Source organism: Pantoea sp. SGAir0175, assembly GCF_043547855.1.
On the sequence record NZ_CP028081.1, the window covers coordinates 192,271 to 219,105 of the forward strand.

Annotated in this window: 13 protein-coding genes; 9 read left to right on the forward strand and 4 right to left on the reverse strand. The window is 56.6% G+C overall.

What is annotated here, in order from left to right:
- Positions 1–28 precede the first annotated feature (28 nt).
- From prlC to C1N56_RS00905, 4 genes are all read left to right on the forward strand, one after another.
- The gene (gene prlC / locus C1N56_RS00890; protein WP_058775174.1) at positions 29–2,071 is read left to right on the forward strand and encodes an oligopeptidase A; all 2,043 of its coding nucleotides are present in this window, start codon (positions 29–31) and stop codon (positions 2,069–2,071) included.
- 8 nt (positions 2,072–2,079) lie between these two features.
- Positions 2,080–2,829 (forward strand): 16S rRNA (guanine(1516)-N(2))-methyltransferase RsmJ, encoded by a 750-nt coding sequence (rsmJ, locus tag C1N56_RS00895; protein WP_021508104.1) that lies wholly within the window; start codon positions 2,080–2,082, stop codon positions 2,827–2,829.
- 506 nt (positions 2,830–3,335) lie between these two features.
- The gene (locus C1N56_RS00900) at positions 3,336–13,466 is read left to right on the forward strand and encodes an Ig-like domain-containing protein (RefSeq protein ID WP_394517012.1); all 10,131 of its coding nucleotides are present in this window, start codon (positions 3,336–3,338) and stop codon (positions 13,464–13,466) included.
- Positions 13,467–13,539: 73 nt separating this feature from the next.
- Positions 13,540–14,430 (forward strand): OmpA family protein, encoded by an 891-nt coding sequence (locus C1N56_RS00905; RefSeq protein WP_058775176.1) that lies wholly within the window; start codon positions 13,540–13,542, stop codon positions 14,428–14,430.
- A gap of 84 nt (positions 14,431–14,514) precedes the next feature.
- On the opposite strand, the gene uspA is transcribed toward C1N56_RS00905, so the two are convergent.
- On the reverse strand, positions 14,515–14,952 hold the full coding sequence (gene uspA / locus C1N56_RS00910; protein WP_021508107.1) for a universal stress protein UspA: 438 nt from the start codon (positions 14,950–14,952) through the stop codon (positions 14,515–14,517).
- Positions 14,953–15,374: 422 nt separating this feature from the next.
- Here uspA and uspB point away from each other — a divergent pair, with 422 nt between their 5' ends.
- Complete coding sequence (gene uspB / locus C1N56_RS00915; protein ID WP_010618665.1) at positions 15,375–15,710, forward strand: universal stress protein UspB; 336 nt, start codon at positions 15,375–15,377, stop codon at positions 15,708–15,710.
- A gap of 78 nt (positions 15,711–15,788) precedes the next feature.
- Here the strand turns inward: uspB and pitA are convergent, their stop codons facing one another.
- Positions 15,789–17,288 (reverse strand): inorganic phosphate transporter PitA, encoded by a 1,500-nt coding sequence (gene pitA / locus C1N56_RS00920; protein ID WP_021508108.1) that lies wholly within the window; start codon positions 17,286–17,288, stop codon positions 15,789–15,791.
- Between the two features lie 240 nt (positions 17,289–17,528).
- Here pitA and C1N56_RS00925 point away from each other — a divergent pair, with 240 nt between their 5' ends.
- A complete protein-coding gene (locus tag C1N56_RS00925; protein WP_394517437.1) occupies positions 17,529–18,713 on the forward strand; it encodes a BaiN/RdsA family NAD(P)/FAD-dependent oxidoreductase in 1,185 nt (394 codons plus the stop codon).
- Between the two features lie 449 nt (positions 18,714–19,162).
- Positions 19,163–19,510 (forward strand): hypothetical protein, encoded by a 348-nt coding sequence (locus C1N56_RS00930; protein WP_136548270.1) that lies wholly within the window; start codon positions 19,163–19,165, stop codon positions 19,508–19,510.
- Positions 19,511–19,686: 176 nt separating this feature from the next.
- Here C1N56_RS00930 and C1N56_RS00935 read toward each other — a convergent pair whose 3' ends face one another.
- Positions 19,687–20,307 carry a hypothetical protein gene (locus C1N56_RS00935; protein WP_021312984.1) on the reverse strand — a complete coding sequence of 207 codons (621 nt, stop codon included), beginning with the start codon at positions 20,305–20,307 and terminating at the stop codon, positions 19,687–19,689.
- A gap of 229 nt (positions 20,308–20,536) precedes the next feature.
- On the opposite strand from C1N56_RS00935, the gene C1N56_RS00940 reads away from it, so the two are divergent.
- A complete protein-coding gene (locus C1N56_RS00940) occupies positions 20,537–21,163 on the forward strand; it encodes a response regulator (RefSeq protein ID WP_021508111.1) in 627 nt (208 codons plus the stop codon).
- Between the two features lie 2 nt (positions 21,164–21,165).
- On the forward strand, positions 21,166–24,789 hold the full coding sequence (locus C1N56_RS00945) for a response regulator (protein WP_159378016.1): 3,624 nt from the start codon (positions 21,166–21,168) through the stop codon (positions 24,787–24,789).
- 628 nt (positions 24,790–25,417) lie between these two features.
- Here the strand turns inward: C1N56_RS00945 and C1N56_RS00950 are convergent.
- On the reverse strand, positions 25,418–26,821 hold the full coding sequence (locus C1N56_RS00950; protein ID WP_394517013.1) for an autotransporter domain-containing protein: 1,404 nt from the start codon (positions 26,819–26,821) through the stop codon (positions 25,418–25,420).
- Positions 26,822–26,835 lie beyond the last annotated feature (14 nt).

The following is a 26,835-nucleotide window of genomic DNA, read 5'->3' on the forward strand; positions in this document are numbered from 1 at the left end:
CCCACTCCATGATGAAAGGACTGCGCTTATGACCAATCCGTTACTCACGCCTTTTACGCTACCGCCTTTTTCCGCCATCAAACCTGAGCACGTGGTTCCCGCTGTAACTGAAGCGCTGAACGACTGTCGCGCGGCGGTGGAGCGCGTAGTGGCGCAGGGCGCGCCTTACACCTGGGAAAATTTAGTCCAGCCGCTGGCGGAAGTGGACGATCGCTTGGGCCGCATCTTCTCGCCGGTCAGCCATCTCAACTCGGTAAAAAACAGCCCGGAACTGCGCGAAGCCTACGAGCAGACGCTGCCGCTGCTGTCCGAATACAGCACCTGGGTGGGTCAGCACGAAGGCCTGTATCAGGCGTATCGCAACCTGCGTGAGGGCGAGAGCTACGCACAGCTGGATACCGCGCAGAAGAAAGCGGTGGATAACAGCCTGCGCGACTTTGAGCTGTCCGGTATCGGCCTCGATAAACAGAAACAGAAACGCTATGGCGAGATCGCCGCGCGCCTCTCCGAGCTGGGATCGGCTTACAGCAACAACGTGCTGGACGCCACCATGGGCTGGAGCAAACTGATCACCGACGAAGCTGAACTGGCGGGAATGCCGGAGAGCGCACTGGCCGCAGCCAAAGCGCAGGCGGAAGCCAAACAGCAGGAAGGCTGGCTGCTGACGCTGGATATCCCGAGCTATCTGCCGGTGATGACCTACTGCGACAACGCCGCGCTGCGTGAAGAGATGTATCGCGCCTATTCCACCCGTGCCTCCGATCAGGGCCCGAACGCCGGTAAATGGGACAATGGCCCAATCATGGCGGAAGAGCTGGCGCTGCGCCACGAGCTGGCCGAGCTGCTGGGCTTTGACTCGTTCGCCGACAAATCGCTGGCAACCAAAATGGCGGAAAGCCCGTCTCAGGTGATCGACTTCCTGAACGACCTCGCCAAACGCGCGCGCCCGCAGGGTGAAAAAGAGCTGGCGCAGCTGCGTGCCTTCGCCAAAAAAGAGTTTGGCGTGGATGAGATGAATCCGTGGGATCTCACCTATTACGGCGAGAAGCAGAAACAGCATCTGTATACCATCAGCGACGAACAGCTGCGTCCGTACTTCCCGGAATCACGCGCGGTGAACGGCCTGTTTGAAGTGGTGAAGCGTATTTATGGCATCACCGCCAAAGAGCGTACCGACGTGGATGTTTATCATCCGGACGTGCGTTTCTTCGACCTGTTCGACGAGAGCGGCGAGCTGCGTGGTAGCTTCTACCTCGACCTTTACGCGCGCGAGCACAAGCGCGGCGGCGCGTGGATGGATGACTGCGTCGGTCAGATGCGTAAAGCCGACGGCAGCCTGCAGAAGCCGGTGGCGTACCTGACCTGTAACTTCAACCGTCCGGTCCAGGGCAAACCGGCGCTGTTCACTCACGATGAAGTGACCACGCTGTTCCACGAGTTCGGCCACGGCCTGCACCACATGCTGACGCGCATCGAAGCGCCGGGCGTGTCCGGCATCAACGGCGTGCCGTGGGATGCGGTCGAGCTGCCGAGCCAGTTTATGGAAAACTGGTGCTGGGAGCCGGAAGCGCTGGCGTTCATCTCCGGCCATTACGAAACCGGTGAGCCGCTGCCGAAAGCGCTGCTGGATAAAATGCTGGCGGCGAAGAACTATCAGGCGGCGCTGTTCATTCTGCGTCAGCTGGAGTTTGGCCTGTTCGATTTCCGTCTGCATACCGAGTTTGATCCGGCGCAGGGCGCGCAAATCCTCGAAACCCTGCGTGAAGTGAAAAAGCAGGTTGCCGTGGTGCCGAGTCCGGAGTGGGGCCGCTTCCCGCACGCCTTCAGCCACGTGTTTGCCGGTGGCTACGCGGCGGGTTATTACAGCTATCTGTGGGCCGACGTGCTGGCTGCCGATGCGTATTCGCGCTTCGAAGAAGAGGGCATCTTCAACCGTCAGACCGGTCAGTCGTTCCTCGACAACATCCTGACGCGCGGCGGTTCCGAAGAGCCGATGGAGCTGTTCAAACGCTTCCGCGGCCGTGAACCGCAGCTGGATGCGATGCTGGAACACTACGGAATTCAGGGATAAACCTGCTTGTGAAGATCGGTTTAGTGGATGAAACAGGCGCCGGAGACGGCGCCTTATTACATTTGGCGCAGCGCTGGGGGCTGGAGCAGGACGACAGCGCCACGCTGGCGCTGGTGCTGACAGCTCAGCATCTGGAGCTGCGTAAAGTGGATGAGCCAAAGCTTGGCGGCATCTTTGTCGATTTCGTTTCCGGCGCGATGGCGCACCGGCGCAAATTTGGCGGCGGACGCGGCGAAGCGGTGGCGAAAGCGGTGGGCATCAAAGGGGATTATCTGCCCGACGTGGTGGATGCGACGGCAGGATTGGGGCGTGATGCCTTTGTGCTGGCCGCGCTGGGCTGTCGCGTGCGTATGCTGGAGCGTCATCCGGTGGTCGCGGCGCTGCTGGAAGATGGTTTGCGGCGTGGTTATGAAGATGCGGAGATCGGCGGCTGGCTGCGCGAGCGCCTGACGCTGCTGCATGTGGTCAGCCAGCAGGCGCTGAGTGATATTACGCCGGCACCGGACGTGGTGTATCTCGATCCGATGTATCCGCACCGGCAGAAAAGCGCGCTGGTGAAGAAGGAGATGCGGGTGTTTCAGTCGCTGGTGGGGCCGGATGAGGATGCCGATGCGCTGCTCGAACCGGCGCGCCGTCTGGCGAAGAAGCGCATCGTGGTGAAGCGCCCGGATTACGCACCGCCGCTGGCCGGCGTCGCCACCCAATCGGCGGTGGTGACCAAAAGCCACCGTTTTGATATTTATCCGCCGTTGTCGTAAGCAGTCACTATGGCTTAGCGGCGTGAATCATCGCGTCGCTGCAAGCCATATAATTTCATATCATGACGATGCATAACGTGGATTGTGCATAGCCATAAGTTAACTGGTTAAAACTCATATCTTTACTGTCTTCCGCCCGGAAATTCACTCCTTCCAGACTTATGCTAACCCATCAAGTATATTTCCGTTATTTTTTTTGATATCAGTGTTGCTATTTTTATGTTTTTTGTTTTTAAGGGTGAAATTACTGATAAACATCCGGCTATATAAGATTTTTCCCCTAAGAGATTAATCTTAATATTTATTTAAGTCATTGATAAAATTAATTATCTGTATTTTTTATCTGGATTTGTTTTGCGACATGTCTCAATAAGAAAGTGCAGTCCTTGTTGATATTATTTCCGCGTTAAGGATGGGGCTTTCATTGTGCTCTCTCATCCGGGAAATTTCTCAACGCTAACCTGGTTGTTTAGCGTGACTATTAAAATACATGGACTAAATAAATTATGAACGCCATCCCCGTTAATGTCGCCGTTGTAGACAAAAAAACGGTTGTCGAAGCGCAGGTGCTTCGCAACGGTAAAAATGGAAAACCAGTAAAAATCAAAGCCATTGCCAATGGGAAATATATCCTTGCTGAAGGTGAGAAGGGTGTTGCACCTGAAAACATCACCGTCAAGCGCGTAGGCAAAAGTCTCTGGGTTATCCTGGAGGATGGCGATCTGGATAAACCCGACCTCATCATTGAGGATTTTTTTGTTTACCCTGGCCAGCTGGTTGGTAAAGCAGAAGATAACGCTTTCCATGAATACATCGCCTCTGATGCGCGTGATGATCACGAAGCTGCAGCGCTTGCTGATGGCGATTATTCAGCGCTGGTACTCGGGTCAGATTCCGTCCCGGGGCTGGATAATCTGCTGATTGCCGAAAATGGTCTGATTAATCCGATGTTGTTAGGCCTGGGTTTACTCAGCGCTATTGGTGCAGCGGCAGGCATCATTTATCACAATCACAAAAAAGATCACGGTAAGTCAGGTGAGGGTGAAGGCGGGAATCTGCCTGATCCGGTATTCACGCGAGGCGCAACCATTGATGCGGTGACGGATAACGTGGGCGCCATTCAGGGACCGCTGGCCAGCGGCGACTATACCGATGACGCGACGCCAACTCTGAGCGGCACCGGCACCAATCCTGGTAATACTGTTGAGATCTGGGATAACGGCACAAAAATTGGTGAAGCCATTGTCGATCAGGACGGTAACTGGACATTTACGCCAGGCACGGCGCTGGCTGAAGGCGACCATAGCTTTACGGTGATTGAACGCGACGGTAAGGGTAACACCAGCCAGCCTTCCGAACCGTTTGAGCTAATTATCGATCTCAAAGCGCCAGCACAGGCGACGCTGGACAGCGTATTCGACGATCACGGTTCGCTCACCGGGTTGATTGGCAACGGCGAGGCCACCGATGACAATACGCCGACCCTCTCCGGCAAAGCGGAACCGTACAGTACCGTATCGATCTACGACAACGGTGAAAAAATCGGTGAAGCACTGACTGATGCCAACGGCAACTGGACCTTCACCCCTGCAACGGCACTGGCTGATGGTGAGCACGCATTCACCGTGGTTGCTGCCGACCGTGCCGGTAATATCGGCCTGCCCTCTGCTCCTCACATCATCACTATTGATACGCAGGCACCGGTAAATCCGGGCATTGGTGAAGTCACTGACAACGTGGGTAGCATTGTCGGACCGGTAGACAACGGCGGTAGCACCGACGACAGGACACCTACCATCGGCGGCGGCGGCACGCCTGGCGACGTGGTAACCATTATTGATGACGGCAAGCCGATTGGCAGCACTGTCGTGGGTGATGACGGCAAGTGGGAGTTTACGCCGGAACAACCCCTGGAAGATGGTGAGCACAACATCGGTATCATCATCACCGATCCGGTCGGCAACGAGTCTGCACCATCAGATGATTACACCATTATTGTTGATACCCAGGCACCGGATAAGCCGCGTATTGTTGCGGTTATCGACAATCAGGGTGAACAGCAGGGTGAACTGCAGCCGGGCGATACGACCGATGATGCGCTCCCGACCATAAAAGGCGAGGCTGAAGCTGGCAGCATTGTTAACCTGTATGACAATGGCGTGCTGATTGGCTCCGCGCGTGCAGACGCCGCAGGCAACTGGGAATTTACTCCGAACAAACCGCTCAGCAATGGCGGACACTCTCTCACGGCAGAAGCAACTGACGCGGCGGGTAACGTCAGCGAAACGTCTGACAGCTTTGATTTCACCCTGATCACCGGTGGTGTGCCAAGCGCGCCGGCGATTATTGGTGTGCTGGACGATGTGGGTGATATTCAGGGCAACGTCGCGAAAAACGGTGTCACCGATGACACCCGCCCAACCGTGCATGGCACGGCGCAGCCAGGCTATACCGTTTCCGTTTATGACGGTGATGTGCTGCTGGGCACCACCACCGCTGATGAAAACGGCCGCTGGCACTTTACACCGGAAGTGGACCTGGCTGAAGGTGAACATCAGCTGTCCGCTACTGCTACCGATGCGGCGGGCAACATCAGTCCGCAGACCGGCGTGTATCCGATTATCATTGACACTACCCCGCCAGAAAATAGCGGCGACAACACCCTGACTGATGATGTCGGCGCGATTCAGGGGCCGATTAACAGTGGCGATACCACTGATGACGCCACACCTACCTTTGACGGTAAAACTGAGCCGGGCGCTGTGGTGATTATCCGTGATAACGGTGAAGAAATTGGCCGCGTTGTCGCGGACAAAGACGGTAACTGGACATTCACCCCGGAACAACCGCTGGCCGAAGGCGATCACAGCTTTTCTGCGCAACCGGTAGATAACGCCGGTAACAAAGGTGAAGAAAGCGCGCCAGTCGACTTCATCGTCGATACCTCTGGTGTTGAAGTGACGATTATCAACGTCTATGACGACGCAGGCGAAGCTGGCTACGTGCAAAAAGGTGGCGTGACTAACGATGCTACGCCGACCATCAATGGTTCAGCGACGCCAGGTGCGCTGATCCATATTTATGACAACGGTGAGCTGATTGGCTCCGCGCTGGCAAATTACAAGGGTGAATGGTCATTTACACCAGCGGAGCCGCTGAATGAAGGCGAACACAGCTTTACTGCCACGGCGACGACCGAAGCCAATGGCGTCAGCGCACCGACCGCACCGTTTGATCTGATCATTGATATCACTGCCCCAGGCAATGACGGCATTGACGAGGTGCAGGATGACGTAGGTAGCGTTCAGGGACCCGTTGAAAGCGGCGAGGTGACTGATGACAGCACGCCAACGCTGGTTGGTGGCGGCACGCCGGGTGACGTGGTGACCATTATTGATAACGGCGAAACCATCGGTAGTACCGTCATCGGTGATGACGGCAAGTGGGAATTCACGCCAGAAACGCCACTCAACGACGGTGAACACAAGTTTGAAACCGTAATCACCGATCCGGCGGGTAACACCAGCGAACCGTCCGATCCTTACACTGTCATCGTGGATACCACCCCACCCGCGAAACCGGAAATCGGCGATATCATTGACGATGTCGGTAACGAAACCGGGCCTATCGAAAACGGCGAATCAACCGACGACACGCAGCCGACCATCGGCGGTGGCGGCACACCGGGTGACGTAGTGACTATCATCGACAACGGTAATCCAATCGGCAGCACCGTGATCGGTGACGATGGCAAGTGGGAATTTACCCCGGAAGAGCCGCTGGAAGACGGCGAACACAATATCGGCATCATCGTGACAGATCCGGCAGGTAATGAATCCTCACCGTCTGACGATTACACCATTATCGTGGATACGCAGGCGCCAGAAAAACCTGTAATTAAAGAAGTATATGATAATCAAGGTGATAAGCAGGGTGCACTCAATCCGGGTGAGGTGACGGATGACGCCCAGCCGACCGTGCGCGGCGAAGCGGAGCCGGGTAGCCTGGTCAACCTGTATGACAATGGCCAACTGGTGGGTTCAGCTGTCACGAATGCTGAAGGCCAATGGGAATTCACGCCAACCCGACCGCTGCTGAACGGCGCGCATTCACTCACTGTGGAAGCGGTTGATGCGGCCGGTAACGTTAGCGAACCGTCCGACAACTTTGACTTCATGCTGCAGGCCGGCGGCGCGCCGACCGCACCGGCGATCACTGGCGTAGTGGACAACGTCGGAGATGTGCAGGGCGCAATTGAAAAAGGCGGCGTGACCGATGACGTTCGTCCTGGCATTAACGGTACCGCGCAGCCAGACAGCGTAGTCACCGTGTATGCCGATGGCAAAGTGCTGGGGACCGCCCTGACGGATGCCGCAGGCAAATGGTCATTCACGCCAGATAGTGACCTGGCCGAAGGGCTGCGTAATCTGAGTGCTACCGCGACCAACGCGGCCGGTAATATCAGCCCGTCAACCGGACTCTACCCGATTGTGATTGACACCACCGCGCCTGATGCCAGCAGCGATAATCAGCTGACGGATGACGTTGGCGACATTCAGGGGCCGATTAATAGCGGCGACACTACGGATGACGCGCAACCAACCTTCAGCGGTGTGACCGAGCCGGGTGCGACCATTATTATCCGCGACAACGGCCAGCCGATTGGCAGCGCGGTCGCCGGTAAAGACGGCAACTGGCGCTTTACGCCGGACCAGCCGCTGGCGGATGGCGATCACAGCTTCACTGCGCAGCCAGTTGATAAAGCCGGTAATAAAGGTACGGAAAGCCAGCCAGTTGACTTCATTGTCGATACCTCTGCGGTGCTGGTGACCATCAATAGCGTTTATGACGATGCGGGTTCTGTCACGGGCAACCTGACCAGCGGTGCGGTCAGCGATGACACCACGCCAACCCTCAACGGTTCGGCGACGCCAGACGCGCTGATTCACATCTATAACAACGGCACGCTCATCGGTTCCGCAAAAGCCAACTACAAAGGCGAGTGGAGCTTTACGCCAGATGTTGCGCTGGCGGAAGGTGAACATCACTTTACGGCTACGGCGACAAACGTCGCCGGAACCAGCGCCGAGTCGTCACCTTTTGACCTCACCATCGATCTGACCCCGCCAGTCGTGGGCGGTATTGATAGCGTCCTGGATGACGTGGGCACGGTGCAGGGCCCGGTCGACAACGGTGGCATTACTGACGACACCACGCCAACGCTGGTAGGTGAAGGCGTGCCGGGCGATGTGGTGACCATTATCGACAATGGTGAAACCATCGGCAGCGCGGTAATTGGCGAGAATGGCAAGTGGACCTTCACGCCGGAAACCCCGCTCAACGACGGCGAGCATAAATTTGAAACCGTGATCACCGATCCGGCCGGCAACAGCAGCCAGCCGTCCGATCCGTACATTGTGACTGTTGATACGCAGGCGCCGAACAAGCCAGCGATTACCGAAGTGTTTGATGACCAGGGCGATCGCACCGGTGCGCTGAAATCCGGTGATACCACCGATGACAGCATTCCTACCGTGAAGGGCACTGCGGAAGCCAACAGCCTGGTGAAGATTTATGACAACGGTGAACTGATCGGTAGCGTGCGCGCTGACGGGCAGGGCAACTGGCGCTTCGAACCGGGCAAACCGCTGGTCAATGGCGCACACTCGCTGACCGTGGAAGCGATCGACGCGGCGGGCAACGCTAGCGAGCCATCAGAGAAGTTTGACTTCTCGCTGGCAGCCGGCGGTAAGCCAACGGCACCGGCTATCACTGGCGTGATGGACAACGTAGGTGACATTCAGGGTGCAATCCAGAAAGGCGGTCTGACCGACGACGCGCGTCCGACCATCAACGGTACCGCCCAGCCGGGCAGCATCGTTACGCTGCTGGTTGATGGCAAAGCTGTGGGCAGCACCCAGGCCGATGGCGCCGGGAACTGGTCATTTACGCCGGACAGCGATTTGGCGGATGGTGTGCGCAACATCACCGCTACCGCCACTAACGCGGCCGGTAATATCAGTCCGGAAACCGGGGCGTATCAAATTGATATCGATACCTCCGCGCCAGAAGCCAGCAAAGGTAATCAGCTGATTGACGACGTTGGCCTGGTGCAGGGTCCGATTAACAGCGGCGACATCACCGATGACGCGACGCCCACCTTTAAAGGTAAAACCGAGCCGGGCGCCACGGTAATCGTGCGCGATAACGGTAATGAACTGGGTCGCGCGGTAGCTGATAAAGACGGTAACTGGAGCTTCACGCCGGATCAGCCGCTGGCGGATGGCGACCACAGCTTTACCGTTCAGCCGGTGGATAAGGCCGGTAACAAAGGGCCGGAAACTGACGCCATTGACTTCACCGTCGACACCTCCAAAGTGGTGATTGCTATCACTCAGGTGTATGACGATGCGGGCAGCATTACCGGTAATCTCACGTCCGGTCAGGTGACAGATGACACCACGCCGACCCTGAAAGGCACCGCAACCGGCAACGCGCTGGTGAAAATTTACGACAATGGCCAGCTGATTGGCAGCACGGTGGCAGCCAAAGACGGCAGCTGGAGCTTTACGCCTGGCGTTGCGCTGAGCGAAGGGCCGCACAGCCTGACGGCGACCGCCACCACGCCGGCACACGGCGAGAGTGAGGCCACAGCCGCCTTCGATATCACTATTGATATCACGGCGCCAAACAACGCGGGTATTGAGGATGTCCGTGATGACGTGGGTACAGAGCAGGGCACCGTGGACAACGGCGGCGCGACTGACGATACCACGCCAACGCTGACTGGCGGCGGTAAACCGGGCGACGTGGTAACCATTATCGATAACGGTGAAACCATCGGCAGCGCGGTAATTGGCGAGAATGGCAAGTGGACCTTCACGCCGGAAACTCCGCTCAACGACGGTGAGCACAAATTTGAAACCGTGATCACCGACCCGGCGGGCAACAGCAGTAAGCCGTCGGATCCTTATGTAGTGAATGTGGATACGCAGGCACCGAATAAGCCAGCGATCACTGAAGTGTATGACGATCAGGGCGATCGCCGTGGACCAATCGCTGCAGGCGACACCACTGATGATGCGACACCGACGGTACGCGGTACCGCTGAAGCCGACAGTCTGGTGAATATTTATGACAATGGCGTGCTGATAGGCTCAACCCGCACTGACGGCAAAGGCAACTGGAGCTTCGAGCCACCGTTACCGCTGGCCAACGGTGCCCATGCGCTGACAGCGGAAGCGGTAGATGCCGCTGGTAACGTCAGCGAGTCGTCAGACAAGTTTGAGTTTGGCCTGATCAGCGGCGGTGTGCCGAATGCGCCGGCGATTACCAGCGTAATGGATAACGTAGGAGACATTCAGGGCCTGGTGCAGAAGGGAAGCGTCACCGACGATGCACGACCAACCATTAACGGTACCGCACAGCCGAACAGCCTCGTTACGCTTTATGCAGACGGCATTAAGCTGGGCACGGTAACGGCAGACGCCAACGGTAACTGGAGCTATACGCCAGCCAGCGATCTGCGTGACGGCGTGCATAACATCAGCGCGACTTCCACCAATGCTGCCGGCAACGTCAGCCCGGAAACCGGCGTCTATCCGATTGAAGTGGATACCACGGCGCCAGGCAACATCATCAATCCGGTACTGACGGATGATGTCGGCCAGGTACAGGGGCCGATTCGCAGCGGCGAGACCACCGACGATGCCACGCCGACCTTTAGCGGTAAAACTGAGCCGGGCGCTACGGTAATTGTGCGCGACAACGGCAAAGAGCTGGGCAGAGCGGTCGCCGATGACAGCGGTAACTGGACGTTTACCCCGGGCACGCCGCTGACGGATGGCAAGCACAGCTTCACCGCGCAGCCGGTCGATCTCGCCGGTAACCAGGGCCCGATTGGCGGGGCGATTGACTTTACCGTCGATACTTCTGCGGTGGTGGTAGCGCTGACCCGCGTGGAAGACAACGCCGGCAGTGTCAAAGGCGATCTGAGTCCCGGCCAGGCCACCGATGACACCACGCCAACGCTGTACGGCACCGCGACGCCGAACGCGCTGGTGAAAATTTATGACAACGGCAAGCTGATTGGTCAGGTAAACGCCAACGCGCAGGGCCAGTGGAACTTCACGCCAGGCACAGCGCTCAGCGAAGGTTCGCACGCCCTGACCGTAACGGCGACTTCTGAAGCACACGGCGAAAGTGAGCCAACCAGCCAGTTCGATCTGCTGATTGACATCACCGCGCCGAACAAAGGCGTGATTGACTCCGTCAGCGACGACGTCGGCACGGTTCAGGGGCCAATTGGCAAAGGCGGCTATACCGATGACACCACGCCAACCCTGTCCGGTCGCGGTACGCCAGGTGATAAGGTCACCATCATCGATAACGGTACACCGATTGGTGAAGCCAGCGTTGGCAACGATGGGCGCTGGAGCTTTACCCCGACTACGCCGCTTAACGATGGTACGCACAACTTCACCGTGGTGATGACCGATCCGGTGGGCAACAGTTCGGCACCATCTGAGATCTGGCCGGTGATTGTCGATACCCAGGCGCCGAATCCGGTAGTGCTCACCAGCATCATGGATAACGTTGGCAGCGTGACCGGTGAGATTAAGCGCGACGGCGTGACCGATGATAAGCGGCCAACGCTGAATGGCACCGCCGAGCGTGACAGCCTGGTGACCATTTATATTGATGACGTTGCGGTAGGCTCGGTATATGCCAATGCCAGCGGCAACTGGAGTTTTACCCCGGGCAGCGATCTGGCTGACGGACGCTATGAGTTTAGCGCCACTGCTACCGACGCGGCCGGAAACATCAGTTATCGTGCCCAGACGTGGGCAATAACCGTCGATACCGTGGCGCCAAACCTGCCAGCGATTGTACGCGTCTACGATGACGCCGGCAGCCTCACCGGTGATGTGCTGAACAACGGCATTACCGATGATAAGCGGCCGACTATCAGCGGCACCGCCGAGGCTAACAGCACCGTTACCGTATACATCGACGGTACGCCTGCCGGTACCGTACGCACCGATAGCAGCGGTAACTGGAGCTTTACCCCGGGCAGCGATCTGGCCGATGGCTTGCACCGCATCACCGCCACCGCCACCGATACCGCGGGCAACACCAGCGGCCAGACCGCGGCGTGGAACATTACCGTGGATACCGTGGCGCCAAACGCACCGGTCATTGTCACAATTGAAGATGATGTCGGCAGCATTAAGGGCAACATCGGCAAAAATGGCTTTACTGACGACAAGCGGCCGACCCTCAACGGCACCGCCGAGGCCAACAGCCTGGTAACCATCTTTATTGATGGCAAAGCGGTGGGCAGCACCCGCGCCAATGGCAGCGGCAACTGGAGCTTCATCCCGGCCAGTGACCTGTCGGACGGACTGCACCACATCACAGCCAAAGCCAGCGATAGCGCCGGCAACAGCAGCGGTGAGGCTGTGACCTGGGATATCACCGTTGATACGGTGATCAGCACCCCGACCATTGATACGGTGTATGACAACGCTGGCAGCAAAACCGGTAACGTGGCTAACGGTGGCAAAACCGATGACACCACGCCGACGCTGTCAGGTAAGGCGGAAGCCAACAGTGTGGTAACCATTTATGATGGCAGTAAAGCGCTGGGATCGGTTATTGCAGGGGCGAATGGTTCGTGGGCGTTTACGCCGTCGGCAGTATTAAGTAATGGGGCGCATAATTTTAATGTGCAGGCTACGGATAAGGCCGGTAATAGTGCAAAATCCACTAACTGGAATATAGAAATAGGCCCAGATGTAATCCTAACAAAAGGCTATGAAAATTTTGATAGTCATGCCGCGGGAAGATATGGAAAATCTGAAAACTTTAACAGCGGGTTAATTATTACAAGGAAATGGGATGTTGTAGTAATTACTGCAGGGGGGGTTCATAATCCTTCCAATGGTTTGCAGGTAAATGACGATTTAGTTACTTTGAAGTTTGGCGCAACGACAGACATTCATTTCTACCTTACGGGGTGGGGAAGCTTTGCCGGTTATGATTCTAGCCCAGCCATTATTAACATTTATGATACAGAAGGTAACTTACTTAAACAGACGTCTGTGCAGGCATTCGGTTATAGGGATAAGGTGCAGTTTGATTATGTTGCACCTGCAGGAAAACATATTGGTGACGTTACCTTAACTACCAAGGATATAGCAAGCTTAGTAATGGATGAGTTAAGATGGGGTAACGCCGTGACATCGAATACAAGTTCCAAATCTGATGATGCGATCATTTCAACTTATGATGACTCTTATGCGTTAGAGGATTCAGAACAAGGTGTAAACATTGAAAGCAATATTGATCAGGAAATTCATCATAGTGTGGATTATTTCGATCTAACAGAATTTTTGAATAACGTTGATAATCACATCAATTTAGAATCTGGTTATCGCGTAACAATCAGTAATGTTGAGGACGAAAATATTACACTCTCTGATCTACTCAAAGACGGCACCGATCTCGGCGACTGGTCGCAGGTTGCCGGCACGATTACTCAGGGCGGTCAGGTTTACGATGTTTATCGACACAGCGGAGTGGAAGGAGAATTGCTGGTACAGCAGGGGGTAAAAGTCGAACTGGATAATCATTAATCAGCCGTGGCTTTTTCAACCTGTTAACCATCAATACTAATCGGGTGCCCTGTTGGGCACCCGTGGAGGAGTTATGAAAACTTTCAGCCTTACCCTGCTGGCCGCACTGCTGGCCGGTTCCACCACTTTTAGTCATACCGCACTGGCGGCGAAACCGTTCGGCGAACTTTATCAGCCGGTGAGCGGCGTGCCGGCATCGCAGACCCAGGTGGTGTACTACCGCACCCTCGCGCAAACGGGCAAAGACGCGGCGCACGTGTATGTCGATGGCGAATTCCAGACCGCGCTGCTGCCGGGCGGTTTCAGCGTCTTCTGCCTCAAGCCCGGCAGCCACTCGCTGGATAATTACATGAAAGACGCGCCGCGCTACAGCGGTAAGCGCGCCCAGGCGTGGCGCGACAACTTTGCCGGCGGCACCACCTACTTTGTGCGCCTCGGCAACGTCACCACCGGCCAGCCACAGGTGGTCAGCCGTCAGCAGGCGGAGCGGGAACTCAACGGGGCGCAGCAGCAGATCCACGCGCTGTCGCGTGCGTCATCGGTCGTGAAGTGTGACAACCTCGCGCCGCGCAGCTACAAAGACTACGTGCTGGCCGGTGACGTGCTGTTCAACTTTGGCAAATCGTCGATTGGCGATATCTCCGCCGCCGGCCGCCGCGCGGTCGGTGCGCTGATTGCCGAGCTGCAGCGCGATCGCGCCGAGCTGAAAAGCCTCGAAGTGATTGGTCACACCGACCCGATTGGTAACGCCAGCGCCAACCGCCAGCTCGGCCAGCAGCGCGCTGCTACGGTACGCCAGATGCTGATTGACGGCGGCCTGCCGGCCACGGTGATCCGTGCCAGCAGTGCGGGCAGCAGTGAACCGGTGGTGGAGTATTGTGAAGGATCGCGCGCCGCACAGATTGCCTGTAACGCGCCGAATCGCCGGGTGGTGGTGCGGGTGGCGCTGAACCAACAGCCGTAAGCGTCAGGAATTTCCCTAAGCCATGTTGTAGTTGTTCTGTTATTGCAGTCTTTTGCCCCTCGGTCCGAGGGGCTTTTTTACTGGTTATTCCTCTTCCTCATCGCGCAGCGGCACAATCAGCATATCGATATGCACGGTATTGATCAGCTGGCGCGCCGACGACATCAGCTTGCTCCAGAAATCCTGATGATGGCCGCACACCACCAAATCGACATCGTATTTTTTAATCGCGTCCACCAGCACCTGGCCGAGATCGCCACTGCCGCTCAGGGTTTCGCTAATCGGATAACCGGCGTTGGTGGAGAGCTCGCGCAGCGCGGTGTGTGTCTCTTCCGAAATACGCTTCTGCATGTCGCCGAGGTTGACGTCAATCAGCCCGGTGTAGAGATCTGAATAGTTCACATCAACGTGAATCAGCGAGATCTTTGCATCATAAGGACGGGCCAGTGATACCGCTTTATCAACCAGTAACTGGCTTTCCGGGGAAAGGTCTACTGCAATCAGGATGTGTTTATAAGCCATGATAAAACTCCTTTCTCAAGATTCTGGGGCAACCCGAATTTCTGCCGTTCGGCTGGCGTAATCCTTTGCGCGTAACGGCGATGAAGCGCCACCAACCACAATGTCAGCCACGCAGGTGAATAATTGTTATATCCCGAGTATAGCCAGAGTGGGTAGCAAATGCTGCAAACCGAAGCCCGGCTGTGAGTCAGATCATGGGTTATCGCTTTTTTCGCTCGCGCTGAACGAAAATCATCGCTGGAAAAAATTTAAACAGATCTCCTACACTGAAAATGAGGGCCACTCCCGTCCGGGTAGCGCGCTCAGGTCCGCATAACAACAATGCAATTCGATTCATCTGTGGCTGGCTTATTTCCCGTGGGGCGTCTGCAGCTTTTCCCCGCTGCAGGTAACGTCATTGCGGCTCCAGCCGGGAGGGGAACATGATCAGCACTATCGCGCTTTTTTGGGCTCTGTGTGTGGTTTGTCTGGTGAATATGGCGCGTTACTTCTCATCGTTGCGCTCACTGCTGGCGGTGCTGCGCGGGTGCGATCCGTTGCTGTATCAGTATGTTGATGGTGCCGGTTTCTTTACGTCCCACGGTCAGCCGAGCAAGCAGGTGCGGCTGGTGCGCTATATCTGGGAGAAACGCTATCGCGATCATCACGACGATGAATTTATTCGTCGCTGCGAGCGGGTGCGTGGTCAGTTTGTTCTGACCAGCGGGCTGTGTTTTCTGGTGGTGGTGAGCCTGATCGCCTTAGCGATTTGGCACTGAGAGGGGGAGCGGGTTCTGTCGCGGCGCGCTGTGTTGTATTCGCAACGCACTACGACAGAACCCTGCAACGCTGAAGCGTTAAATCAGCTTCAGCGCAATCCAGTACAGCGAGCCAGATAGCAAAATACACACCGGCAGGGTGAATACCCAGGCCATCGCGATATTTTTGATGGTGCGGCTTTGCAGACCGCCGCCATCTACCAGCATGGTACCGGCAACCGACGATGACAGAATGTGCGTGGTCGAAACCGGCATCCCGGTGTAGCTGGCGATACCAATCGACACCGCCGCCGTTACCTGGGCCGACATGCCCTGCGCATACGTCATTCCTTTTTTACCGATCTTCTCGCCGATGGTGGTCGCCACGCGGCGCCAGCCAATCATGGTACCAATGCCGAGCGCCAGCGCGACCGCCACGATAATCCAGACCGGCGCATACTCAATGGTGCCGAGCAGATCGCCTTTCAGCTTATTAAGGAAGCGCTTATCGTCGGCGCTGGTCTCCGGCAGCTTAGCGGCTTTGTCCGCGGTGTCGGAGATGCACAGCAGCAGACGACGCATCTGACCGCGCTGGTCAGGCGTGAGATCGCTGTAGCTCTGCAGATTACCCAGCAGACCCTGCGCACGGTTAATCGCATCAAGCGCACGGGAGCTATCACAATGGAACTCCTGCGGGCCGCCGAGCGACTCTTCCGGCGTCGGCACCGCCGGTGGCGCCATCTGCACGATGTGCGTCAGCGACTGGCCGTGCTGCTGGTAATACTGCTCCAGATGGTTCACCGCATCGCGCGTGCGGGTGATGTCATAACCGGAGGCATTCATATTCACCACAAATCCCGCCGGTGCGACGCCAATCAGCACCAGCATGATCAGGCCGATGCCTTTCTGACCGTCGTTGGCACCGTGCGAATAGCTCACACCAATGGCGGAGACAATCAGCGCGATACGCGTCCAGAACGGCGGCTTTTTCTTGCCGTCGATCTTCTCGCGGTCAGCAGGTGTCATGTGGATGCGAGCCCGTTTTTTGGTGCTGCTCCAGTAGCGACGCAGCAGGAAAATCAGGCCACCCGCAATGATCAGACCAACAATCGGCGACAGAATCAGTGAGAGGAAAATATTGATGACTTTCGGCAGGTTCAGCGCATCCACCACCGACGTGCCGGTCATCAGCGCATTGGTGAGACCAATACCGATGATGGCGCCGATCAGCGTGTGCGAACTGGACGCCGGTAAGCCGAGATACCAGGTACCGAGATTCCAGATAATCGCCGCCAGCAACATGGAGAACACCATGGCAAGCCCATGCGCCGAACCGACATTCAACAGCAAATCGGTTGGCAGCATATGCACGATGGCATAAGCCACGCTCAAACCGCCGAGCAGCACACCTAAGAAGTTGAACACACCGGCCATCACAACCGCCAGTTGCGCCCGCATCGCACGGGTGTAAATGACTGTAGCGACCGCGTTGGCAGTGTCGTGAAAGCCGTTGATTGCTTCGTAAAACAACACAAACAGCAGAGCAAGAACCAATAACAGGCCGGTGCTTAGGTCAAGACCAGCAAACAGATGTAGCATAAACGTTACGCCATTTTGGAGGACATGAACGCGGCGCATTATCTGCGACAACGTGCGCTATGGGAAAGAAAAATATAGCTCTTTTTTGTCTTAAATTTGTCATCCGGCAGGTAATTAAAGGCAAAAAGACCGCAAAATGAGCAAGTTACAATATGACACATTTACGGCAATTTTTTGTCGCTGGCGCGAAAAGCCGCAGATCTCTACAATCAGCGCCTTTCAATCAGGTGGGTTATGGCCGTGGAAAAGTTTGACGTTATCATTATTGGTGCAGGCGCGGCCGGCATGTTCTGCGCGGCACAGGCCGGGCAATTGGGCCGTCGCGTATTGCTGCTGGATAACGGCAAGAAGGCAGGGCGCAAAATCCTGATGTCCGGCGGCGGCCGCTGCAACTTCACCAATCTCTACACCGAACCGGCGGCGTACCTGTCGCACAATCCACATTTCTGTAAATCGGCGCTGGCGCGTTACACCCAGTGGGATTTCATCGATCTGGTTAATCGTCACGGCATCGCCTGGCACGAGAAAACTCTCGGCCAGCTGTTCTGCGATGATTCGGCGCAGCAGATTGTTGATCTGCTGCTGAAGGAGTGTGAAGCCGGCCAGGTGACGCTGCGGCTGCGCAGCGAAGTGCTGAACGTGGCGCGCGACGACGACGGTTATACGCTGCAGCTGAATGGCTCGGCGGTTCGCGCGGACAAGCTGGTGATCGCCAGCGGTGGTCTGTCGATGCCGGGACTGGGAGCAACGCCTTTCGGTTATAAGGTGGCGGAACAGTTTGGCCTGCGCGTTCATCCGACGCGCGCCGCGCTGGTGCCATTTACGCTGCATAAGCCGCTGCTGGAGCAGCTGAACACGCTTTCCGGCGTGGCGCTGCCGACCACCATCACCGCTCAGGACGGCACGCTGTTTAAAGAGGCGATGCTGTTTACCCACCGCGGCCTGTCCGGTCCGGCGGTGCTGCAGATCTCCAGCTACTGGCAGCCGGGCGAGTTTGTCACCGTCAACCTGTCGCCGGAGACGCCGCTGGACGATTTTATCGACGTGCAGCGCGCGGCGCATCCCAACCTCAGCCTGAAAAACAGCCTGGCGAAGATCCTGCCGAAGCGGCTGGTGGAAGTATTGCAGGAGCTGCAGCAGATTCCGGACGTGACGCTGAAGCAGCTCAACAGCAAGCAGCAGAGCGAGCTGGTCACCACGCTGCACCAGTGGCGCGTGCAGCCAAACGGCACCGAAGGCTATCGCACCGCCGAGGTGACGCTGGGCGGCGTGGATACTTCGCAGCTGTCGTCAAAGACCATGGAAGCGCGCGACGTGCCGGGGCTCTATTTCATCGGCGAAGTGGTGGACGTGACGGGCTGGCTCGGTGGCTACAATTTCCAGTGGGCGTGGAGCTCGGCATGGGCGTGCGCGCAGGCGGTTTAATTTTTTAATAGTCGAGTGGTTTTTCCCTCACCCTAACCCTCTCCCGCAAGCGGGCGAGGGAACTGGCCGGTGCCGGTTGGGGAGAGGGAACTGGGCGGTGCTGGTAGGGGAAGAGGGAACGGGCTGGTACGCCAGGGTGCAATCGGTCATCTTCAGTCTTTGTCTGCGAGCTTTTCACACTTGCCCCCTGCTTCATGCCCCTTATTTTCCCCAGTTACGCACGGCATTCCCCGCCCGCAGCGGACCGCTCCCTCTCCCGCTTGCGGGAGAGGGCCGGGGTGAGGGCAAACCCAAACCCAAACCCAAACGACTAAGAATCTCCCCCATTTGTCAGACTGCACTGACCGGCGCGTAGGCCTGGTCTCATTAACCTTAAACCTGCCAGTCCTTAAAATAGCCTGAGGCCAGCCGGTCAGCACAGGGGAAGCGCAGGGATGAAAGACGCATACATGGATTGGTTCATTCACCACTTTATTCAGCCGCCGCGCCAGGCGCGCGTGCGTTTGCTGGCTTATACCGGCGGGCCGGTGGCAGCGCATCAGCTGGCGAACAGCCTGCCGCGCTGGCTCACTAACGATGTGCAGCACCTGCGACGCGGCATGATGCGCGAGTACCGGGCGCAGATTAACGGCATGGCGCATTTTCCGGCGCTGGTGACGGATTTCAATGACGCGCGCACGCTGGCGCTGGGGGAACTGCAGCCGCAAAGGTGTAAGCTAAGGCTGGTGATTAGCCCTGCAGCCGGGAAATTTTTCCTTTTCGACCAGACAGGCGATGTATGGATAGGTTGTATTTAACGTCTGATTTGTTTTGGACACGCCATGGCAGGGGAAATTAAAGCCTGAAAGGATGCTGCTACAACAAAATTTTGTCGCGCTGTTAAAGTTAGCATTTTGTTGTTATCGGATTATTCCCTCCGTGTCAAAAATCGAGCGCTGTTAACGCAAGAAAATTTTATTAACTAAAAGTGACATCATTGTGATGTCCTTGATGCGCACGCCAGCATGGCATTAAGCGATGAAAAACCGCTTCTTGCCAGGCAATTAATTTTGCTACGACTGATTTCACGTGGGTGCAGTCCCATTTCCCGTGCAATCAACGACGGTTTCACTCCGCGTAATAAAGCACAAATAACGCGTTTTTCACGTATGAGGGCGTTTTTCCCGATTAACTGTTCTTCAATAGACTCAGGGTTAGCTTGCAGCAGATTATGTATTACCTGATGCAGCGTCGTTAATTTTTCTTTTTTCATTACCACATCACTGAAGTCTGCATCCAGGAGTGTGCGACGCATCGCCTTAGCTTCTTCATCCAATAAAATCAACGTGCTGCCTTTGAACCATTCAGGAATGAGAAGTAACTCTGCCAGACCTGCCGCATCACGAGGCAGGTCGGTAATCACTAAATCGGCATAACTAAACATGAGCTCATCTGATATCGCTTCTGGCGCACCCAGTATCGTTTGCACTTCACATCCCGGGAGTGAACGGCAAAGCTCTTGTAAACCGGTCTGCGCAAAATTGCAGCTTAGCGCAATAATGATTTTTTTGGGTTTATTATCGTCACCAGTGTTGAACAGAATATCCATTCCCATTTTTGTGCTCTTATTTTATGACGGTTTGTGAAATTGTTTACAGGGTGATTAATTGCGACATAAAGATCATACGATTAATGTTCTTACAAAGATATGGGATTGTTCATCGGTGTCGTGTAGGACATGGCCTACGTTTTGTTATTTGATTATTATTGATTATTTGTTGAATTTATTAGTCTAATAGTTGGATAGAGGAAGTTTATATTTGGCTACTGACAGGAAATGAATCATGGCGAACTTTATCGTCGTCGACGATCATCCCATGGCGCGTATGGCTGTAACTTTTTTACTTGAAAAAGAAGGGCATACCTTAATTGCCGAAACTGATGATGGTCGCGAAGCACTCGAGCTGGTTGATCAGCATTACCCGGAAATCGTCGTAATGGATATTGATATTCACTCGATAAATGGTATTGAAGTCGTAAAAACTCTGCGCGCCAGGAGTTTTCCGGGTATTATTATTATCGTCTCAGGTAAGAATCAGAGTTTCTATGCAATACAGAGTATTCGCTGTGGCGCAAATGGTTTTATCAGTAAAAAAGACAATTTGCCGGAAATCATCACCGCAATTCGGGCGGCACAAAATGGTTATGGCTACTTTCCGTTAGCCGGTATTAATGCACCACCGGAACAGAGCAGCACTCATCCCGATATCCGGCTGCTGGAATCGCTGTCACCGCAGGAATTTCAGGTGTTCACTTATCTGTTGAAGGGGCTGGATAACATGCGCATTGCTAACCGCATGAATCTCAGCAATAAAACCGTTTCAACTTACAAAGGCCGTTTGCTGGAGAAATTGCACTGCAAAAGCCTGCGCGATCTCTTTACCTTCGCCAATCGTAATCATATGGAGTAGCGATGCTGCGCCTGGTCACTCTGCTTCTGCTGCTGTTGAGCCCGCTACTGGCCGCCCAGCCGCAGCCCGAAATATTTCAGTTGTTCAGCCGTGAAAAGCTGGCACCGATGCATATTGAGTTGAGCGGTGACGAGTGGCGCTGGCTGCGCATTAAACATGAGCTGCGCATCGCGGTGTGGGCACCGGAGCTGCCGCCTTATCTGATCTTTCAGGAGGCAGCGGGCAGCGGCAACAGCGTGGAAGGGATCTACGCCGATTATCTGCAACTGCTGGCGCGTAATCTTGGCGTGCAGGCGGTGATGGTGCGTTATCCCAGCCAGGCGGCGGCGCAGGCAGCGGTGAAAAGCGGCGCGGCGGACGCCTTGTTTAGCTCGCCGGGGCGCGAACTGCACGATGCGGCGGCCTTCAGGGCGACAGACAGTTTTCTCATCAATCGTCCGGTGGTGATCGCCGCGGAGAAGCAGGCCTCACAGCCGGTGCCCTACGATGCGCCGCTGCGCCTCGCCATGCGCGAAGGCTCTCTTACCGATGCTCAAATCAAACAGCGTTTTCCGCAGGCCAGTATAGTGCGTTATCCCTCCAGCCAGGCGGCGCTGGCGGCGGTGGCCAGTGGCGAAGCGGATTACGCGCTCGGCAGCCTGCTGGCGGCAGCGTTTCTGATTGAGCGCAGTTATGTCAATCAGCTGGCGCTGGCAGCGATTTTGCCGGAAGACGCGCTGTACGGCAGCCGTCTGGTGGTGAAAGCCGATAATCAGCCGCTGTTGAAAGCGCTGAATGCCGCCATCGCCGCCATTCCCGGCGAACAGCAGCGGCTGATTTCTCGGCAGTGGACGCAGCGGCCGGACGTCTGGCGTTTGCAGGATCCGCTCAGCCTGACGCCGCGCGAGCAGCAGTGGCTGCAGCAGCATGCGCAGGTGAAAGTGGCGTTCAATCCGTTCTCTGCACCGCTGGCGCTGCTGGACGAGCAGGGCGAATTTCAGGGGATCAGCGCTGATCTGCTGCATCTGATCCAGCTGCGCACCGGGCTGTTTTTCAACCCGGTGCCGGCGTATTCGTGGCGTGACGGCGTACAGCAGCTGGAGCAGCATCAGGTAGCTATGCTGGCAGCGGTGGCGCAGGATGGCGGCCATCAGGAGGCAGTGCGCTTTACCCGACCTTACCTGAAGGTGCCGCTGGTGCTGCTGGTGCCGGACCAGCCTGATGCGCCGCAGGCGCTCTATCCCGGCATGAAGCTCAGTATCGTCAAAGGCAATCCGGCGCGTCAGGCGCTGCTGGATCGCTTCCCCACGCTGCAGCTTTCTGAAGTAGATAACGCCAGCCTGGCGCTGCAGCTGTTGCAGGAGGGCAAGGTCGCCGGGCTGATCGATAACCAGCTGAGCGTGAACACGTTACTGGCGCGCTACGCGCAGCAGCCGCTGAAGATCGTGTCGCGTCTGGCGCTGCCGCCGGTGGAGCTGAGCTTTGCCGTCAGCCGCGATCAGCCGGAGCTGTTGAGCATTATTGATAAGGCGCTGGCTGACATTCAGCCGAGCGAAATCTCACTGATTGCCAGCCGCTGGCAGGGCACACCGCAGACCACGCGCACCACCTGGCAGCTGTACCGCGTGCAGTTTTACGCCATCACTCTGCTGACCGCGCTGCTGCTGATCGCCTGCCTGGCTTGGGTTTACTATCGCGGCAAAGAGGTGAAGCATCGCCGTCGCGCAGAAGCTGATCTGCAGGCTGAACTGCGCTTTCGCGATGCGCTGCTGAATGGCCTGCCAACGCCGGTCTATGTGCTGGATCGCAACTGGAAAGTGGTCAGTGCTAACGGCGCGTTTCAGCGCTTTTTTGCCGGTGTCGACGCCCAGCGTCTGAGTTTTTCGCTTTACGATCAGCGCCATCCGCTGTCGCCGCTCATCAGCAAACTCTATCCGCTGATGAGCCCGGAAGCGGTCAACGATCCGGAACTGGTGGCGCTGGCGCATAACAGTCTGTGGGGCGATACCGCCCAGGATCTGGAAATTGAGATCGAAAACGGCAGCGAAGCGCGCATGGTGCACCACTGGGCGCAGGAGCAGCGTGATGCGCAGGGCAATATTACCGGGCTGATCTGCGGCTGGCAGGATGTTACCGCCTACGAGCTGCTGATGCTGGCGCTGCAGGCGGAGAAAAAAGTGGCGGATGAAGCCAACCGCGCCAAGAGTTCGTTCCTCGCCACCATGAGCCATGAGATCCGCACGCCGATCAGCGCCATCATCGGCCTGCTGGAGCTGGAAGGGCGCAAACAGCGCGACAACGAAGCCATTCAAATCGCCTACGAGTCGGCCAACACGCTGCTGGGGCTGATTGGCGATATCCTCGACATGGCCAAGATTGAGAGCGGTCAGCTGGAGCTGATGCCGGAGTGGGTCAGCACCGAGCAGCTGGTGCTGCCGGTGGTGCGGTTGTTTGACGGCATGGCCAGCGGCAAAAATCTGACGCTGCACTACCACAGCGACACGCCGCCGGGGCTGGAAGTGTTTATCGATGCTGCGCGCTTCCGCCAGGTGATCGCCAATTACATCAATAACGCCATCAAGTTTACCCACGAAGGCGGCGTGGAAGTGCGGGTGATCGGCCATGAGTGGGAAGACGGTTCGCTGGAGCTGGAAATTGAGATCGAAGACAGCGGCGTGGGCATCAGCGCTGTCGACCAGGCCAAACTGTTTCAGCCGTTTGCTCAGACCGAAGAGGGGCGCAAGCAGACCGGCACCGGTCTTGGTCTGGTGATTAGCGCCCAGCTGCTGGAGAAGATGCAGGGCACCATGAACCTCAACAGCCAGCCGGGACGCGGCACGCTGATTCAGCTTAACGTGATGATGCCGGCACGCCGGGCGCGCAAGCTGCTGGAGAAAACCCGCGTGGCGCGCAGCCGTGCGCTGCCGCAGCTGAATATTCTGGTGGTCGACGACCATCCGGCCAACCGCCTGCTGCTGCGAAGCCAGCTCAGCGAGCTGGGCCAGCAGATCAGCGAAGCCAGCAGCGGCGAAGAGGCGCTGGCGCTGCTGGCGCATCAGTCGTTCGATCTGATTATCACCGACTGCAATATGCCAGGCATGAGCGGCATCGAACTGACGCAGACCCTGCGCCGCAGTGGCAACGCGGTGAAAATTTTTGGTCTGACGGCCAATGCGCAGTCGGACGTGCGCGTGCGCTGTCTGGAAGCGGGCATGAACGCCTGCCTGTTTAAGCCGCTGAAAATTGACAAGCTGGCCGAGCTGCTGAGCAGCAACGAGCCAGCCGCCGAAGTGCCGGCGCTGGATTCGCTGCTGTCGCTCGAATCGCTGCGCGCCATGGTGTATCACGACGATGCGATGGTGGCGAAGATGCTGGAGAAGGTCGGCGAGGAGAGCCGCAACGATATGCAGCAGTGCTGGCGCCATTTTGATGCGCAGGACTGGCCGGCGCTGGCTTCATCGCTGCACCGGCTGGGCGGATCGGCGCAGATCATTTACGCTGTCGAGATCGATGATCTGTGCGGGCAGATCGAGCGCGCCTGCCAAAGCGCTGAAGATCAGGAGGTCATCCGCGAAGGGCTTCTGCTGCTGGAAGAGAAGCTGGATACGCTGAACCAGTCGGTAGTGCATTATTTGCAGGCGTCGTGATGGCGCGGTGCGGTAATTGAAATGCGCGATAAATCGCGCCGCTACGGTTTGTGCGACTGGACAGTGCAGAAATCGCATCCGCAATAAATCATGATGGCGCGATTTCTCGTGCAGATATCCCTTCCATGTGATGCCGCTGATAACCGCACGGATGGTAGCGGCGCAATTTATTGCGCATTCCGCCGCGGTGCGGTAATTAAAATGCGCGATAAATCGCGCCGCTACGGTTTGTGCGGCTGGACAGTGCAGAAATCGCATCCACAATAAATCATGATGGCGCGACTTATCGTGCAGATATCCCTTCCATGTGATGCCGCTGATAACCGCACAGGTGGTAGCGGCGCAATTTGTTGCGCAATGACGTTTATCAAAGCAAACATTTTCACACCGGTGCGCATGAATGCGCACCCTACGATGCTGTACAACCTTATTACAGACGTGCATGAATCTATCCACCGATTACGCCGGTGCGCATGAATGCGCACCCTACGGTACTGTGCAACCTTGCCACAGATGCGCATTAACGCGCCTGACGACAAAACCTGTCCCGCATCGTTGTAGGGGCGCCATTTATGGCGACCAAACCATCCATCGCCAGCCATTCACCACCGCTTCCCTTATTATTAATTTAAAACGCCACTTTCACGCCGCTCAGTACATTCCAGTCGCTCACGCCGGGGCGATCCAGCCGCTGCTGCACCTGCAACTGCGTGCCGATCTCCACGTTTTCATGCAGCTGCCAGCTGACGTAACCGCCCAGCTGGGCGCTATGGCGGGCGCGCTCAATCGGCAATCCGCGCATATCGCCGGCATCCAGCGTATGCTGCCTGCCGCTGTGCCAGACATAACGCGCCTCCAGCCCCATCTTCACTGACGATAGCGGCTGATAATCATACTTAATACCGCCAGCCAGGCTGAACTGCGGCGCCAGCTGATAGTCCACCTGCTCCCCCTGTTGCTCGGTGAAATCCGCAATATGCAGCCACTGCACACCGGCTGCGGCCAGCGGCATCAGGCTATGCGCATCCTGCTGCCAGCGCCAGCCCGCTTCTGCGCCGATATTTCCGCTAACGGCGCTGATCCGCGCCACTTCCCCCTGGGTTTCATGGCGTAAAGTGCCGCGATAATGCGTCAGCCCAAGCGGTATCTCCAGCTGCCAGCCCTCAGGCGGCTGAATGCCAATCAGCGCATTAATGCCCTGGGTTTGCATACGCAGCTGGCTGCGCCCCGCCGGCGTATCCGACAGCATAGTCATCACGCCTTTATGCACGCCCGCACTGAAGGCCAGCGGGCTCTGTTCCGCTTCTGGCGTCCAGCGTGCACCCAGCATCCAGCCCTGATAGCGGCTGGTGGCATCGCTATCACCCTGCGCACTGCGATAGCGCTCGCCGCCGCTATAGCCATACACAAACAGGTTGTGATGATCATCCAGACTCATCTGCCGGGCAGCGAAGTGGAAGCGGGTTTGCATGGAGTCGCTGAGGGCATACAGCATGTTGGGCAGGGCGAGGTAGGTCGGGATTTGTGGCGCGGGTGCTAACTGTGGCGGTTCCGGCTCAGGCGGCGGTGGAGGCGGCAATATAACAACTTCGCCATTACCGGGATCGGGTTCCGGCATTATTTCACCCGGGATATCAATAAGATTAGGGATGCCATTGTCTGGCTCTCCGGTCACTACCACGTTTTGTAACCGGTAATACCACAAATGATGGCTGCTATTGCTGGCCAGCATGCTGCTTCTCATCAGGACAGACTTGGCCGGATTGATCTCATCAAACCACGAGCCGCGGGCGATCATTTTCCCAAGCTGTTTAATCCCTTCGCCAGTCTGGCGGCTGACCTGCGCCATCAGCGGCAGCTCAGGGATTTCCTGGGTTGATGGACCATGAAAGGCTTCCGGTGGGTGCGGAATATTCGCAGCGTTACCGTTATTATTTTGTGAGGTGGAAAATGCAGGGTGGCGCTCATCAGCGAATGCAGGAAGGCTATAACAGAACGTACTGATCACCAGCGTCAGTGGGGTAAGTTTCATATTATCTTCCATGG